The sequence below is a fragment of the Aureispira sp. CCB-QB1 genome, from assembly GCF_000724545.1.
Taxonomy (GTDB): domain Bacteria; phylum Bacteroidota; class Bacteroidia; order Chitinophagales; family Saprospiraceae; genus Aureispira.
Genome location: NZ_JHBV01000051.1, coordinates 1 through 18,102, shown reverse-complemented (window position 1 = coordinate 18,102; position 18,102 = coordinate 1). Strand labels below are relative to the sequence as shown.

The 18,102-nt window shown below is 41.4% G+C and carries 1 protein-coding gene; it reads right to left on the bottom strand.

Annotated features, from left to right (window positions below; genetic code table 11):
* Window positions 1-146 precede the first annotated feature (146 nt).
* Window positions 147-18,102: gliding motility-associated C-terminal domain-containing protein (locus CG11_RS30250; RefSeq protein WP_052599872.1), on the bottom strand; the 17,956-nt coding region annotated here is incomplete at its 5' end.

Genomic DNA, 18,102 nt, shown 5'->3' with positions numbered 1-18,102 from the left:
TCCTTTTGGGAAGGCAGGTTTGGTATCAACCTGCAATTTATTTTGATTTACTTACTGCTCAATTCAAGACTGAGCCTTACTTTATATAAACTTGATTTTTTAATAGAATAAGGAGCCGCCAAAACTTCGGCAGCTCCTATTTATTATTATTTGATCAAAGTTACGTCACCTTTACGGATTACTGTCTCACCGTTGGTTAGCTCAACCTCAGCAAAGTAAACAAATACTGCTGGATTCATTGCTTTTCCTCTAAATGTACCATCCCATCCGTGGTTAGGATCAATACTATTTGGTGCGAAGTCCTCTCCGATATGAACTAATTCACCCCATCTATCAAATACCATGAATGATTTAACTCTCTTCACATCGCTTGAACCATACACTGTAAAGATATCGTTTGTACCGTCACCGTTTGGTGAGAAGGCATTTGGAACGAATACTGTTTGTTGTTGATTCACTTCAATGGTTACAATTGAGCTGTCTCCACATCCATTATTCAATGATAAAACAAATTGCATATCTGTAAAGAAGGTATCAGGAGTAAATCCTTCAAGAGAGCTAGCTCCTGTAGAGACAATACTCATAATTCCTGTATTCGGATCTAATTGAGACCATGTTACTAATGAACTATCAATTCCTGAATTGTTAACTGTTCCATAAAGCGTTACAGTTTCTCCCATGTTGATGGTTTGATCCATAAACGCAGTTACAATATAGTCTATTGTATCACGGATAATAATATTCTCCGTAGAATCAATACATCCATTGGCATCCTGTGTATAAACGGTGTACATACCTGCTGGTAAACCTTGTGATAAGATTGCATCAGAACCATAAGGTCCAATTGCTGCAAAAGAGTACAAATATGGTGCTGTTCCACCAACAACTGAATCAATTGTTATTACTCCATTGCTACTATCTGCACAAGTTACTGTGCTACCTGAATAAGCTCCCGTTACTGGTTGTGATGGTTGAGATACAAATACGGTATCTGAACTCATACATCCTGCAGTATCTGTAATAGTTACAATGTATGGCATAGAATCTAAGCCCATTGTGCTCAAATCATTAGCAAAGTTTGTTGTAGCACCATTATTCCATAAGAAGGTTACTACACTAGTATCTCTACCCACAACTGTTGCCGTTGCCGCTCCATCATTGCCACCAAAGCAGCTTACATCTTGTACTAAGCTAGCATTCACTGTCAATGAATCAGGTCCAATGATGTATGCAGGGAATGTATCCACACAAGGACTAGCATCGGTTACAATTACATAGTAAGTGAACAAAGTATCTAAGATTCCGTCTCCGTCTACATCTGACACGTTACCTGCTAAGTTTGTAGCTGTTTGGTTTGTGTTAAAGATGATTCCAGGTACATTACTAGAATACCATTGGTAAGTAAATCCTCCTGCTGAACTTGTAGCAAATGCTGTTGCAGTACCATCTGCATAGCCGTCACAAGTTTCATTGGTAGTTGTAGTGAATCCAGAGATATCGCTATTGCTACCCAAATCAACTGTTTCTACATCAATACAAGCTGTATTATTAGTGTCTCTTACAACAATTTGATAACTACCACTTGCCAAGTTACTGAAAGTAATTGGGTTCGTTCCTCTAGTGAAAGTAGTACCTCCGTCTAAAGAGAACTCGTATGCTCCCAATACACCGTCCAGTACAGAAGGACCTCCAGTAGCTGTCAATGTAATTACTCCTGTAGAATCTCCACATGTTGCTGGCGTTACGCTTGTTGCCGTTACCACAATTGGCGCTGGTGCCAATACTGTAGTACTAGCGGTTTGCGTACATCCTGCCGCATCCAAGACTGTCATAGTGTATGTTCCTGCAGGTACATTGAATAAAGTATCTACTGCGGTAATTGATCCAGAAGGACCAGTCCAAGATACGGTGTATCCAAATCCTGTTGTAAATGGTGTTCCACCTGTTACTGTTGCTACAACCTGTCCATCAACTAAGTCAGAGCAAGAAATGTTAACAGAATCTAAGTCAATTGTAATTGGGTTTGCATCTATAATAGTTACAGATAGTGTATCCCCACATCCATTTTGATCGATTGCATAAACATCATACGTTCCAGCAGGCAAGTTCGTAAAGATACCTGTTGTATTCGTTCCTGCTGCCACAAAGCTTGTACTGTATGTGTAACCAGGAGTTCCTCCTGTTGCTGTTACTTGAACAGCACCCGTTGCTGTTCCATTACATCCAACATTAATTACGGTATCTGTTGCTAGCGTTACAGCTGTTGGCTCTGTTATTACTACTGAGACAACTTCAGTACAGTTAGAAACTGTATCTGTAATCGTTACAAAGTAAGTACCTGCTCCTAATCCTGTAACCGTACTAGTTGTTTGGTTACCTGCTGCAGCATCCCATTGATAAGTAAAGAAGATACCTCCAACAGTACCACCAGTAGCCGTGACAGTTGCCGTTGCATCAGTAGCACCATTACAACTGATTTGTTGCCCATTATATGGTGTTAGTACATTTACATTTGGTACGATTGGCGCACCTTGACCAACAGTTACTGTTTGTTGAACTGGTCCACAACCGTTGGTATCTTGTACGTAAATTGTATAAGTACCAGCTGTCAAGTTAGACCATGTACTGTCTGTTCCAAACACGCTAGGAATTCCAGATCCTGTGCTATCTATTGCATAAGTATATGCTCCTGTTCCTCCAGAAGGAATAGCAGAAACGCTACCTCCATTAGCACCAGTACATCCTGCAGAATCAGTTGTTGCAGTCATTGTTAATGGTGTTGGTTGTGTCAATGTCAAGCAAGTATCAACGGCACAGCCATTGGCATCTGTTACTGTCACACAATAAGTTCCAGCTCTCAATCCTGTTGCAGTTGCTGTTGTTTGAGCACCTGTATTAACATCCCACAAGTAGCTAATTGGAGTTGTTCCTCCCGTATGAACTACTGTTAACTCTCCATCTGCTGCACCAAAGCAAGAGATATCAAATCCATTGTAGTCGCTAGTTACACCACTTGTTGGCAAAATAGTAACGGATGCTGGCTCATAGATTAATGTGTCTAGAACTGCTGTACATCCATTTGCATCTGTAATTGTCACAGAGTAAGAAGTACCTGTCAAAGAACCTGCAAGATTGGTGAAGACACCATTGGTTACTGGTCCTGCACCGATATCATAAGTATATGATCCTGCGCCTGTTCCTGAAGTTGCTGTTACAACGATAACTCCATCGTCATTACCTGCACAAGTTTCAGGTGTTACTTGAGTAAATACTCCTGCCAATTCTGTTGGCTCTGTCAAAACAACAGAATCAACTGCTGTACATCCATTAATATCGGTTACAGTTACTGTGTATACTGTATTAGCACACAGACCTGTAATTGTATCTGTTGTTGCACCACCTAAAGACCACTGGTAAGTATAAGTACCTGCTGTACTTGGTGTACCTCCAGTTGGTGTTGCTACTGCAGAACCATCACACTCACCAAAGCAAGAAACATTAAATTGAATGTTTGATCCTGCTGGGTAGAATGAAGTGACAGCTGCATTGGCAACTACTGGTGTAGGTTGTACTAAAATTACTGTTCGACTAGTAATACATCCTTGAGCATCTCTTACGTATACCGTATAACCTCCCGCACACAAGCCAGAGAAAATACCTGACAATTGATAGTTGACACCATCAATAGAGAACTCGTATCCAGGAGTGCCATCTACTGCACTCAACTCAATCACACCATCACATTGTCCCGTACAAGTTGGATTACGTAGTGTATCTACAGTTAAGATCAACTCTGCTGGTTGTGTGATAATTTGGTTGGTCATCGAGAAGATACATCCATTAGCATCTTGAATATCGATGGTGTAGTTTTGTGCCGCTAATCCTGTAAAGATTCTAGTCGTATCGAAAGAACCACCATTAAAGCTGTATAAGTATGGTGCTGTTCCGCCCACTCCTGTTACAGCAATAATTCCGTCTGCTCCACCAAAGCAACTTACCATAATCAAGCTATCTGCCAAGCCTTGCAATTGAGTAGGCTCATTGATACGGATACAAGTTGTTGTTTCACATCCATTCGCATCTCTAACGATCACACAGTATCCAGCTCCAATCATATTCGCTGGCAAATTCGTGTATTGTACTGTATTGGTAAAGGTAGCCCCTCCATCAAATGAGTACAAGTATGGTCCAACTCCTCCGCTAGCAGCTACTGTAAATGATCCTGTAGGTTGACCGAAACAAGCAACATGTACTGTATCGACAACATTTAGAATCAAGCTATCTGCTGGGGTTACCACAACACTATCTATCGCAACACAACCTAAAGTATCGGTTACGGTAACATAGTAAGTACCTCCCATCAAGCCAGTTGCTACTTGTGTTGTTTGAACTGGTGTTGTTGACCACTGGTAACTGTAAGCTGCTTGACCTCCTGTCACATTTACTCTAGCCGCACCATCTGCACTGCTAAAGCAGCTTGTGTGTGCACCATTGTAGTTTGATGTAACTAAGGTTACTGTTTGCAGCTGTGTATTTTGAGTTATAGTAACACATTCTATGATACTACAACCATTCGTATCTCTAACTGTGATGCAGTATGTTCCCGCTGTCAAGTCTGTAAATAGACCTGTAAAGTTCGTTTCTGCACCTAATGTATAAGTATATACTGGCGTACCTCCGTTTGCTGTCATTTGGATAGATCCTGTAGAATCTCCAAAACAGTTCACATTTACTTGCGTGCTTGTTGCTGTCAATGGTTGTGGTTCTACAAGAACTACTGTATCTACAGCCACACATCCATTTTGATCAGTGATGCTTACAGTATGTGTTCCTGCACACAAACCAGTTGCTGTAAAGGTTGTTTGACCGCCTGCACTTGAACTCCATAAGAAGTTGTAAGTGCTTCCTGGGTTACCACCTACACCTACAGCAGTAGCCGCTCCATCACAAGCACCTGCACAACTAATTACCGATCCATTTTGGTAAGAAGAAGTTACGGTTGCTGTTGCAATCAATTGTGGTGGAGAAGAAATAATAAAGGAAACTGGAACCGTACATCCATTAGCATCTGTGATAGATGCAGTATAAGGTCCTGCTACCAAATTATTAACTGTTGCTGATGTATTTACAGTCGTCACAGAGTTTCCTCCTGCACTATAAGTATAAGGAGCTGTTCCTCCTGTTACTGTAAAGGTTGCTGAACCTGTAGAATCTCCAAAGCATAATGCATCTACAGTATTTGTCAACGATGCTGTCAATTGAGCAGGGTTGTTGATCGTTACTACAGCAGATGCTGTACATCCTAGTGAATCTGTAATCAATACAGAGTAAGTACCTGCACACATTCCTGTTACAGTCTGTGTTGTTTGTGTTGTTCCTGACCAACTGTACGTGTAAGGCGCTGTTCCTCCACTAGGTGTTGCTGTCAAAATACCATCACAAGCTCCAAAGCAACTTACATCTTGTCCATTGTAATTTGATGTTACACTAACTGTTGTTGTTGGTAATGTCGCTGGCTCTGTAATTGTTACGCCAACAGTAGTTGCACAGAAGTTCAAGTCAGTAACTGTTACAGTATAAGTACCCGCAGGTAAGTTACAGAACAATCCGTTGTTTGCTTGAGTGACACCAGGTTGGATAGCGTAAGTATATCCAGGTGTTCCTCCTAATGCTCCAACCTCAACACAAGCATCTGCACCACCAGTACAAGAAACATTGTTTTGAGTAACAATTCCAGCTGTCAATACAGCAGGATCTGTCACTACTACAGAATCTACAACGGTACATCCACCGTTATCTGTCACTGTTACAGCATAAGTTCCTGCACATAAGTTTGTAATAGAATCTACTGTTGCACCTGTAGACCAAGTAATGTTGTATCCTGGGATACCTCCAGTTACTTGAACTTGTGCTGCTCCATCACACGCTGCATTACAAGAAATATCTTGACCATTGTAATTCGATGTAACAACTGGGTTTACTAATAATACATTTGCTGGTTGAGCAATTGTCACAGTAGTCACACCAGTACAGCCATTGTTATCTGTTACAGTAACACTAATTGGAACACCACCAGGCAAGTTTGTAGCTGTCGCTGTTGTTTGGTTGCCTGCATTTGCATCCCACAAGTACGTATATCCAGCGATAGAAGTAGTTCCTCCACTACCAGTTACTGTAGCTTGTCCATCAGAACCACCACCACAACTTACACTTACTGTAGAAGAGATAGTTGCTACGACTGTAGAAGGTTCTGTGATTGTCACTGTAGCTGTGTTAGAACATCCACCGTTATCACTAATCGTTACAGTATAAGTACCAGCACATAAGTTGAATGCTGTATCTGTTGTTTGGTTGCCTGCATTTGCATCCCACAAGTACGTGTATCCAGTTGTTACTGTTCCACCTGCTCCTGTTGCTGTTGCAGTTCCATCACAAGCACCGTTACAACTTACATCTTGACCATTAAAGTTAGATGTTACAGTTGCAGTAGCAGAAACTCCCAATAAAGGCTCTGTGATAGTAACAGAGGTTACATTCGTACATCCATTATTATCGGTAACCGTTACTGTATGAGTTCCAGCACACAAGTTCGTCGCTGTTGCTGTTGTTTGACTACCTGCAGTCGCGCTCCACAAGAAGGTATATCCAGTTGTTACTGTTCCACCTGCTCCCGAAACGGTTGCAGAACCATCGCATTGACCATTACATGTTGCATTGGTAGATGCTGTAATTGATGCTGTAACTGGAGTTGGTTCTGTTAATACGACTGTATCTGTTGCCGTACAACCTAAAGAATCCGTTACAATAACAATTACTTGTCCAGCACTAGCATTTGTGATAGTATCACCAGTTCCTGCTCCTAATGTAGACCAAGCATAAGTATAAGGCATTGTTCCTCCTGATGGTGTTGCAAATACAATCCCATCATTAGCACCATTACAGCTTACATTTTGACCATTGTAGTTAGAAGCAATTGTTGCTGTTGTTGTTAATAAAGTAGGCTCTGTAATGTTGACACAAGTTGTTACTTGACAACCATTAGCATCCGTTACCGTTACACAGTAAGGACCTGCTGCTAAGCCTGTTGCAGTTGCAGTTGTTTGATTAGCAGCATTGGCATCCCATGTATAAGTATAGGTACCAGTACCGCCTGTTGGAACTACAGTTGCAGTACCATTAGAACCACCGTTACAACTTACATTCGTTTGTGTACTAGATGCTGTTAATGGAGTTGGATCAACTAAGTTGAAACATGCTGTATCAACACATCCATTAGCATCTGTTACAATTACACAATGAGGGTTACCAGCAGCAGACAAGCCTGTTGCTACATTTGTAACAGAAGGATTAGAAACCCAAGCAAAAGAATAAGTACCTGCTCCGCTTCCTCCTGTTGCTGTTGCTGTCAACTCACCATCTGATGCACCTGCACAAGATATTTGTTGACCGTTATAATTAGACGTTGCAGTAATTGTTGCAGCCAATCCATTTGATGGCTCTGTAATAATTACAGTTGTTACTGCTGTACATCCATTATCATCTGTTATAGTTACATTGTAAGAACCTGCACACAAGTTAATTGCAGTTGCAGTTGTTTGGTTTCCTGCATTTGCATCCCACAATACATTGTAAGTACCATTTTCAGTTCCTCCTGCTCCACTCACAGTAGCTGTTCCTGTACATTCACCAAAACAAGCTACATTATTGGTAGCAGAAATCGTTGCTGTAATTACAGAAGGCTCTGTTACTGTGATACATGCGATATCTGAACATCCATTGGCATCCGTTACCGTTACACAATGTTGTCCTGCTCCTACTCCTGTCAACGTATCATTAGTACTTCCATTTGACCACAAGTAAGTGTAAGGAGTTGTTCCACCTGATAAAGTTACACCGACAATGGCATCAGAAGAACCGTTACAGCTTACTTGAGCACCATTGTAGTTAGATAGTACAACCAAAGCAGTATTAACTGAGGTCGCTGGTTCTGTAACAATTGCTGAAGCAGTTGTTGTACATCCATTACCATCTGTTACCGTTACAGTATAAGGACTTAATGCCGCAGATAAACCAGTAGCTGTTGCTGTTGTTTGGTTGCCTGCATTCGCATCCCACAAATAAGTGTATCCATTTGTACCAGGAGTACCTCCATTAGCTGTTACAGTAGCTGTTCCTGTTGCGGCACCTCTACAATCAGCAGGTGTTGTTGTTACACTAGCCGTTACTGGTGTAGGTTCTAGTAAAGTGACACAAGCAGTATCCATACATCCTAAAGAATCGGTTACGATTGCACAGTATGTACCATCTGGTAAACCTGTTATAGTTGCAGTCGTTGGGCCATGATTCCATGCGATGCTGTAAGGTGCTGTACCACCAATTATGTTCAATTGAGCAGCTCCAGAAGAATCTCCAAAGCACGCTACGTTATTTGTTATTGTTGCCCCAGCCACTAATGTAGCGGATGGTTGATTAATGATTGCAATTGCTTGAGAAGTACATCCATTAGCATCTGTCACTGTTACAATATAAGATCCAGCAGCCAAATTTGTAGCTGTTGCTGTTGTTTGACTTCCAGCGGCAGCTTCCCACAAATAAGTATAGCCTCCTGTACCACCTGTTGCCGTTACAGTTGCACTTCCTGTACTATCACCTAAACAAGCTACATCATTTGTAGTTGTAATTGTGGCGGTAACTTGACTTGGATTTGTAATTGTCACACAAGCAATATCACTACAACCATTATCATCAGAAACAGTTACACAGTAAACGCCAGCAGGTACACTATCTAATGTACTATTAATAGTACCGTTTGTCCATACATAAGTATAAACGCCAGCAACAGCAGTTGTTCCTCCTGAAGCAGTTGCAGTAGCTTGTCCATCGCTAAATCCAACACAAGACACTTGAGCACCGTTGTAGTTAGATGTTACAATTGCACTAGCTACAACTGAAGTTGCAGGTTCAGAAATAGTTACATTAAATGTAGCAATACATCCATTAGCATCTGTTGCGCTAACTTCGTAAACACCAACACATAAACCTGTTGCAGTTGCTGTTGTTTGACTTCCAGCAGCGGCATCCCATTGATAAGTATATCCAGGAATTCCTCCTGATGCTACTACTGTAGCAGTACCATCGCATCCACCATTACAAGAAGCATCAGTAGTAGATACTAAGCTAACGGTTACTTGAGTAGGTTGTGATAACGTTACGCAGGCTGTATCCATACATCCTAGAGAATCAGTTACTGTGATACAGTAAGTTCCGTCAGATAAGTTATTTACAGCTAATGTTGTTGGACCATGACCCCAGATTTGGGTATATGGTGCTGTTCCTCCTGAAATAGTTGCTAAAGCAGAACCAGAAGAATCACCAAAACATTGTAGAGGTGTTCCACCTCCATAACTAGAAGTAATAACTGCATCTACATCTATTGGACCAGAAGGTTGTCCCACTACTACAACAGCAGCACCTTGACATCCATTGGCATCTGTTACGGTTACCGTATAAGAATTTGCAGCCAAACCTACAGCTGTCGCTGTTGTTTGATTGCCAGCAGCGGCATCCCATAAGTAAGAGTAAGGAGCAACACCACCTGTTGCTGAAACCGTTGCAGCACCAGTAGAATCACCAAAACATGCTACATTAATAGTCGTATCTACAGTTGGTATAATCGCTGTTGGCTCTGTTAATGTGACACAAGCAGAATCAATACATCCATTAGCATCTGTTACAGTTACACAGTATAAGATATTAGCCCCTAAACCTGTTGCAACTGCCGTCGTTTGACCTGAAGCAGCACCATTCCATTGGAAAGTATAGCCAGAACCTGGAGTTCCTCCTACTGCTGACGCAGTTGCTTCTCCATCAAAGGCATTATTACAACTTACGTCCTGACCATTATAGTTTGAACTAACAATCGCCGTTGCTTGAACCGCTGTATTAGGTTCAGAAATAGATACTGTAGCAACTCCTACACATCCATTCACATCAGAAATAGTTACTCCATATAAACCTGTACATAAGTTTGTAGCTGTTGCCGTCGTTTGATTTCCTGCATTAGCATCCCACAAGTAAGTATAAGCACTTCCTGTTCCTCCTGAACCAGCTACGGTTGCAGTACCTGTACATTCTCCTAAACAAGCTACATTTGTTGTTGCAGTTATTGTTGCTACAACTGGTGTAGGCTCTGCGATTGTTACACAAGCAGTATCTGTACAACCAAAGTCATCGGTTACAGTTACACAGAATGTACCATCTGGCAATCCTACTGCTGTATCACTTGTTTGAGAAGTAATTGTCCATGCATATTGATAATCTACAGCTGCCGTACCACCTGTTGCCATAGCCACTGCTACTCCTGAAGAATCACCAAAGCATTCTATTTGTGAACCATTATAGTTTGAAATTACGTTCGCTGTTACATCTACTGCTGTTGCAGGTTGACTTAATGTTACACAAAGTGAATCTCTACATCCACTAGCATCGGTTACGATAACACAATATGTTCCCGCTCCTAAGCCTGCTACAGTAGCTGTTGTTCTGTTACCAGCAGCAGCATCCCACAAGAAAGTATATCCGCCAGCTCCACCTGTTGCTGCTACAGTAATTTCTCCTGTAGAATCTCCTCTACAAACTACGTCTACAACAGCTGTTGCCGTCACAGTTATTGCAGAAGGTTCTGTCAATGTTACACAAGTTGTTGCTGTACAACCCAAAGAATCAGTTACAGTTACACAGTATACACCTGCTGATAAACCTGTTACAGTATCGGTTGTTGCACCGCCTGTATTCGCTCCCCAAGTGTAGTTAAGTGTACCAGATCCTCCTGTTGCTGTTGCTTGTATAGAACCATTGCTCTCACCAGCACAAGCTACTGGAGTAACTTCTGAACCGCTTACTGTTAAAAGATTGGGTTGTGTTAATGTTACACAAGTTGTCGCTGTACAACCGTTATCATCTGTTACAGTTACACAGTACGAAGTATTAGCAGCTAAACCTGTTGCCGTTGCTGTTGTTTGATTTCCAGCATTTGCATCCCATAAGAAAGTATAAGCCCCTAATACCGTTCCACCTCCACCAGTTACAGTTGCTGATCCTGTTGAATCACCAAAACAGCTTACATTATTAATATTAGTAATTGTTGCTGTTACTGGAGTTGGTTGAGTTATAGTTATACAAGTATCGATAGCACAACCCAAAGAATCTGTGATTGTCACACAATAAGTTCCTGCTGATAAACCTGTAATATTTCCTGTTGTTTGAGCTAAACCAGCCCAGTTAAAGTTATATCCTGCTACACCTGGTGTTCCTCCTGATGCCGTTACAGTTGCCTCGCCATCATTACCACCATTACAAGATACATTTGAATTAACGGTAGCATTGGCTACTAATATTGCGCTAGATGGTTGTGTAATTGTAGCACAAGTTGTTGCCAAACATCCGTTTGCATCGGTTACTGTTACACACTGAACTCCTGCAGGTAAATTTCCATTTAATGCAGTAGTAACACCATTGTCCCATACAAAACTGTAGTTTCCAACTACTGTACCTCCATTAGCATTTACAGTAGCCTGACCTGTTGAGTCTCCAAAACATGCTACATTAGTTTGACCATTTGCTATTGCTGCCGTCAATAAGGCTGGCTCGTTAACAGTTACTGTTGCTACTGCTGTACAGCCTAATGAATCTGTTACAGTTACAGTATAAGTACCTGCTCCTACAGTTAATGTATCATTAGTAGCTGTCGTATTCCAATTATATGTATAAGGATTTGATCCTGTAAATGGAGTACCGCCAGAACCTACAACACTAATTTCACCATCTGTTGCACCATTACAACTTACATCTTGTCCATTATAATTAGTGTTAACAGTTGCTCCTGCCGTTAATGTTGCTGTTGGTTGAGTTAATAGAATACTAGTAACTCCTGTACAGCCATTATCGTCTGTAACGGTTACTTGATATAGTGTGTTGGCTGCTAAACCTGTTGCCGTTGCTGTTGTTTGACCATCAGACCACAAGAAGTCATAAGCACCCAATTCTGTTCCACCTGAACCTGTTACCGTTGCTGTTCCTGTTGAGTCTCCAAAACAAGATACATTCGTAGAGCCACTTATTGTCGCTACTACTGGTGTTGGTTCCGTCATTATTACACAGGTATCTGCTGTACAACCATTCGCATCCGTTACGGTCACACAGTATGTTCCTTCATCAATACCTGTGATAGAAGCTGTTGATGCTCCGTTATCCCAAGCAAAGCTGTAGGCTCCTGTTCCACCCGCTCCAAATGCTGTGATTCCTCCATCACTTCCTCCATTACAACTCACGGTAGAATCAATTACAACAGAAGCAAATGTTAAAGCAGCAGCTGGTTGATTGATTGTTACAGATGCTGTTGCTGTACAACTATTAGCATCTGTTACAGTAACAGTATGCGTACCATTTGGCAAATTGTTGTTCGTTGCCCCAGTACGTCCATCAGACCATAAATAGCTATATGCTCCTGTTCCTCCACCAGCAGTTACAGTTGCACTACCTGTAGAATCTCCAAAACACAATACATTACTTTGAGCAGTAATTGTTGCTGTAAGTACAGGAGGATTAGCTAAAGTAACAGAAGCTGTATCTGTACAACCATTCGCATCCGTGATTGTCACAGTATAAGTTCCTGCTCCAATATTAGATAAGGTATCATTTGTTGTTGATCCCCAATCAAACGTGTAAGCTCCTGTTCCACCTGCTCCTACCGCTGCAGCTGCACCATCCGTTGCACCAGCACAACTTACATCTTGACCATTGTAGTCAGAGATAATACTTGCTCCTACATTGACAGCACTTAATGGTTGAGTTAGTGTTATATTAGTAACTCCTGTACAGCCATTATCGTCTGTAACGGTTACTTGATATAGTGTGTTGGCTGCTAAACCTGTTGCCGTTGCTGTTGTTTGACCATCAGACCACAAGAAGTCGTAAGCACCCAACTCTGTTCCGCCTGAACCTGTTACCGTTGCTGTTCCTGTTGAGTCTCCAAAACAAGATACATTCGTAGAGCCACTTATTGTCGCTACTACTGGTGTTGGTTCCGTCATTATTACACAGGTATCTGCTGTACAACCATTCGCATCCGTTACGGTCACACAGTATGTTCCTTCATCAATACCTGTGATAGAAGCTGTTGATGCTCCGTTATCCCAAGCAAAGCTGTAGGCTCCTGTTCCACCTGCTCCAAATGCTGTGATTCCTCCATCACTTCCTCCATTACAACTCACGGTAGAATCAATTACAATCGTAGCAAATGTTAAAGCTAAAGCAGGTTCATTGATTGTTACTGAAGTAGAAACCGTACAATTATTAGCATCTGTTACAGTAACAGTATGCGTACCATTTGGCAAATTGTTGTTCGTTGCTCCAGTACGTCCATCAGACCATAAGTAGCTATATACTCCTGTTCCACCACCAGCAGTTACGGTTGCACTACCTGTAGAATCTCCTTTACACAACACATCACTTTGAGCAGTAATTGTTGCTGTAAGCGCAGGAGGATTAGCTAAAGTAACAGAAGCTGTATCTGTACAACCTAGTGAATCGGTGATTGTAACCATATATGTTCCTGCTCCTACATTAGATAAGGTGTCGTTAGTTGTCAATCCCCAATCAAAAGTATATGATCCACTTCCGCCAGAACCTGTGGCTACTGCAGATCCATCAGATGCACCAACACAACTAATATCTTGACCATTGTAGTCAGAGATAACAGCTGTTCCTACATCTACTGCATTAGCAGGTTGACTTAAAGTTATATTAGTTACTGCTGGACAACCATTCGCATCAGATACCGTCACAGAATAAGACGTATTTGCTGCTAAGCCTGTTGCTGTTTGAGTTACTTGACCATCAGACCATTCAAAAGTATAGGCTGGTGCTGGAACATTAGGAGTTCCACCAGAACCTACAACTGTTGCGGTTCCTGTTGAGTCACCTGTACAATCAATATCTTGTGTTGCACTGATTGTTGCTGTTACGGCTGTTGGCTCTGTTAATGTTACACAACTTACAAAAGAACAACCTAATGAATCTGTAATCGTAACACAGTGTTGACCAACAGCTAAGTTCATAGCTGAAGTATCAGTAGAACCATTTGTCCAAACGTAAGTATAACCTGTTCCGTTCGGTTGATTTATTGTAAATGGCGTACCACCTGTTGCTACTACATGAATATCGCCATCACTTCCATTATTACAACTAATAGTTGTATCAATTGTGATCGCTCCAGAGACAGCAGCAGAAGGTTGTGTAATTGTTACACAAGTTACTACTGGACAATTATTCACATCTTCTACTGTAACACAATGTACACCTGCAGATAGATTTGAATTTGTTGCACCTGTAGAACCATCCGTCCAAACATAAGTATAAGGACCTCCAGAACCACCTGTTCCATTCGCTGTAGCACTACCTGTTGCAGTACCAAAACAATTTACATTTGTTGTAGAAGTAATTGTAACAACTACTGGCGCTGGCGGAACAACATTCGTTGTATCTAATGCAGTACAACCATTGGCATCGGTTGCCGTTACAATGTACATTCCTGTATCAACACCATTTAATGTTTGACCAGCTCCTGCAGGACTCCAACCAAAGGTATATCCTCCAGTTCCACCTGAAGCATTAGCTGTAACACTACCATCACTAGCAGTTGGACAGCTTACTTGAGAACCATTAAAGTTGCTAATTACTGAAGCAATAACATTTACTTGACTTGGTTGAGATATTGTTACCGAAGCCGTACCGACACATAAACTATCATCTGAAACAGTCACGGTATAAGTTCCTGCAGCTAAATTAGTTGCTGTTGCCGTTGTTTGTGCAGGAGTTGTTGACCAAAGATAAGTATATGCTGTCCCTGCATTACCACCAGAACCAACCACTGTTGCCGTTCCAGTTGAATCGCCAAAACATAAAGCATCTGTAAAGCCAGAAATTGTTGCTGTTACTGCACTTGGTTCTGTAATAGTTACACAATGTGTATTTTCACAGTTATTGGCATCGCTTACGGTTACACAATAAACACCTGCTGCCAATCCTGTAATTGTATCTGTTGTTGCTCCCGTAGCAGTACCACCATCCCAAATATAAGAGATAGCTCCTGTTCCACCTGCTCCTGTTGCAAAAGCAATTCCATCAGAAGCGCCCGCACAATTAGCGTTATCAATAACACCTGCACTTGAAGTCAATGCACTTCCTGGTTGAGGAATTGTTACACAAATTGAATCTGTACAACCATTCGCATCTGTCACAATAACACAGTATGGACCTCCAATAGTACTCAAACCAGTTGCGGTTGGTCCTGTTTGGTTACCTGTATTTAATCCCCATTGGAACGTATAAGGTCCTGTTCCTCCTGTACCTGCTGCTGTAGCTTGTCCAGTTGAATCTCCAAAACAAGTAACACTAATTGTACTTGCTATACTTGCCGTTACGGCAGATGGCTGTGTAAAGCTTATTGTGGTGCTATCCTCACAACCTAGAGAATCTCTCACCACAACAGTATAAGGGCTGCCTGCAACAGATCCACCTGTTAACACAGCTCCCGTTTGACCATTTGACCAAGTATAAGTATATCCTGTAGTCCCAGGTGTGCCATTAGCACCTACTGCTGTTGCTTCTCCATTTGCTCCTCCAAAACATGAAATTGGAGTTGTAACAGAAGCATTTACATCTACTCCTGTTGCTGGTTGTGTAATCGTAGCACAAGAAACTGCGGTACAACCTAAAGAATCTGTAATTGTTACACAATAAGTTCCAGCAGGTAGGTTAGTTGCTGCTGCAGTAGTTTGGTTATTGGCATTTGCATCCCATAAGAAAGTATAAGGAGTTGTTCCTCCTGTACCACTTACAGTAGCAATACCTGTTGAGTCGCCATTACAACTTACATTACTTTGCGAAGAAATGGTAGAAGTTAGTAATGGTGGTTCCGTTACAAATATATCAGCAGTTGTAGTACAACCGAAAGTATTATCTGTAACTAAAACAGTATAAGCACCTGCATCCGCAGGGAAATTACATGCTGTATCTGATCCTGTAGTGAACGGTGTAATACCGCCTCCAGACCAGCTATACGTATATGAACCTGATCCTCCTGTAGCATTCACACCTATACAAGCTGTTCCTCCGTTACAAAGAATTGGAGAAGCAATATCAATTGCTGTTGTTAAAACTTGTTGTGCATCTAAGTTGATACAAAGAGTATTTGTACAGTTATTATCATCAACAACAGTTACACAATAGAACCCTGTATCAATTCCTGACAGAATCCCTGTTGATGTTGTTGTTCCATTAGACCAGATGTAAGTAATTAATCCAGTACCACCTTGACCTTCTATCTCAATTCTTCCTGTATCATTTTGACAAACAGGATGTGTCGTATCAATGATCGCAATCGTCAAAGGATCTGGCGTAGGTATATTAAACGTTATTTGAGATTGACAGCCATTGTTATCTGTTGCAGTAACAGTATAATCTCTTGGCGGCAATCCAGTTACTGTATAGTTGCTTGATGTTGGACTAACGATACCTGGAACTATTGTATCCCATACATAAGTATAAGGAGCGGTACCATTTAATGTTCCAATAGTTACAGTACCATCATTGGCGCCAGCACAAGTAACAGGGGTAATATTTGTTGCAAATACTCCTGGAACAGCCACTGCTGGTGCTACGAACACACAACCTGTATCTACACAACCAGTTACAGTATTTGTTACAGTAACACAATAAGTGCCTGCTGCTAGATTTACAATTGTACTTGTAGCAACACCATTTTCTGTCAATCCATTTGACCAAACAAAGTCATAGGTACCTGCTGCAGGTGTTGCAGTTGCAGTACCATCGTTGTTACAAACAACATCTGTAGAAGACATTGCAGGGTCTGGTAATGGGTTAACATTAACTGTATAACTCAATGATACAGGACAAGACAACCTTGTTTGTCCACCAGTTGTAACCAAAGAATAAACAGATGCCGTATACGTTGTTGTAGTTGTTGGGCTAACAAGTACACTGTCCTCTGATATAAATGCAAGATTAGATGTTGGAGACCATATTACAGTATCCGTTGCTGATAGACCTCCTATTGTTAATAATGCAGAATCTCCCAAACAAACTGTTTGATTTCCATTGCCAGTTACATTTGGTACTGGGTCTACATATAAATAAGCTGTATCTGTCGGTGTATCCCCACAACAATCTGTAATTAGGAATAACTCAATCATAAAGAATCCAGATACATTAAATTGTGTACTAGGTATATTTTGAACATTTCCAGGATTTGGAATTGCTCCATTAAATTCCCATCTGGTTGTATCTCCAAAAACTGAGCTTCCAAAAGTCGCAAAATCTCCCACACATAATTGGAAGGTATCAACACCTATAACATTGGCACTAGTGATAATGTTTGGTTTGAAAGCTTTGTCAAAGGCAATATTGTGGAAACCTCGATATTCTTCTAGGGCGTTTCCAGCAGCACCACCTGAAGCAGGACAACCTACACAAGTATTGTGAATAATGCTATAACGACCTACATTATTATATCGTGTTGTATCTGCATTGAATGTTCCTGTTGGAGGAACAGTATTTGAACCAACAGCATCAAATGTCCAGTTTGTTACCGTTGTATTTGGCAAACCAACAGGAATAATTTGAGGCAATGCAGTTGTATTTGGATGAGAAGCAACTCTCGAAGAATCCCAAAACATAACCTCTGCATTGGTACAGTTTGTATTTTCTACATAAATGATTTGTTGGTTGTATAATTCATAAGTTGAATCTTGTGCTACTGGAACGGTTCCGCCACCATCCCAAAAGATGTTAACAGCAATACCAGGTTGACCATTTCCACCAACACCACCAGAACCACCGGCACCACCAGCGCCACCAGCACCACCATTCTGAACTTCTGCTGCAGTTCCATTTCCACCAGCACCACCAGCACCACCGTTTCCTCCGACACCACCAGCACCTCCGATACCACCAGCACCAGGATTACCTGCAGAAATATGACAATGCTCTATAAATCCATTAGCTCCATTTGAACACATATAG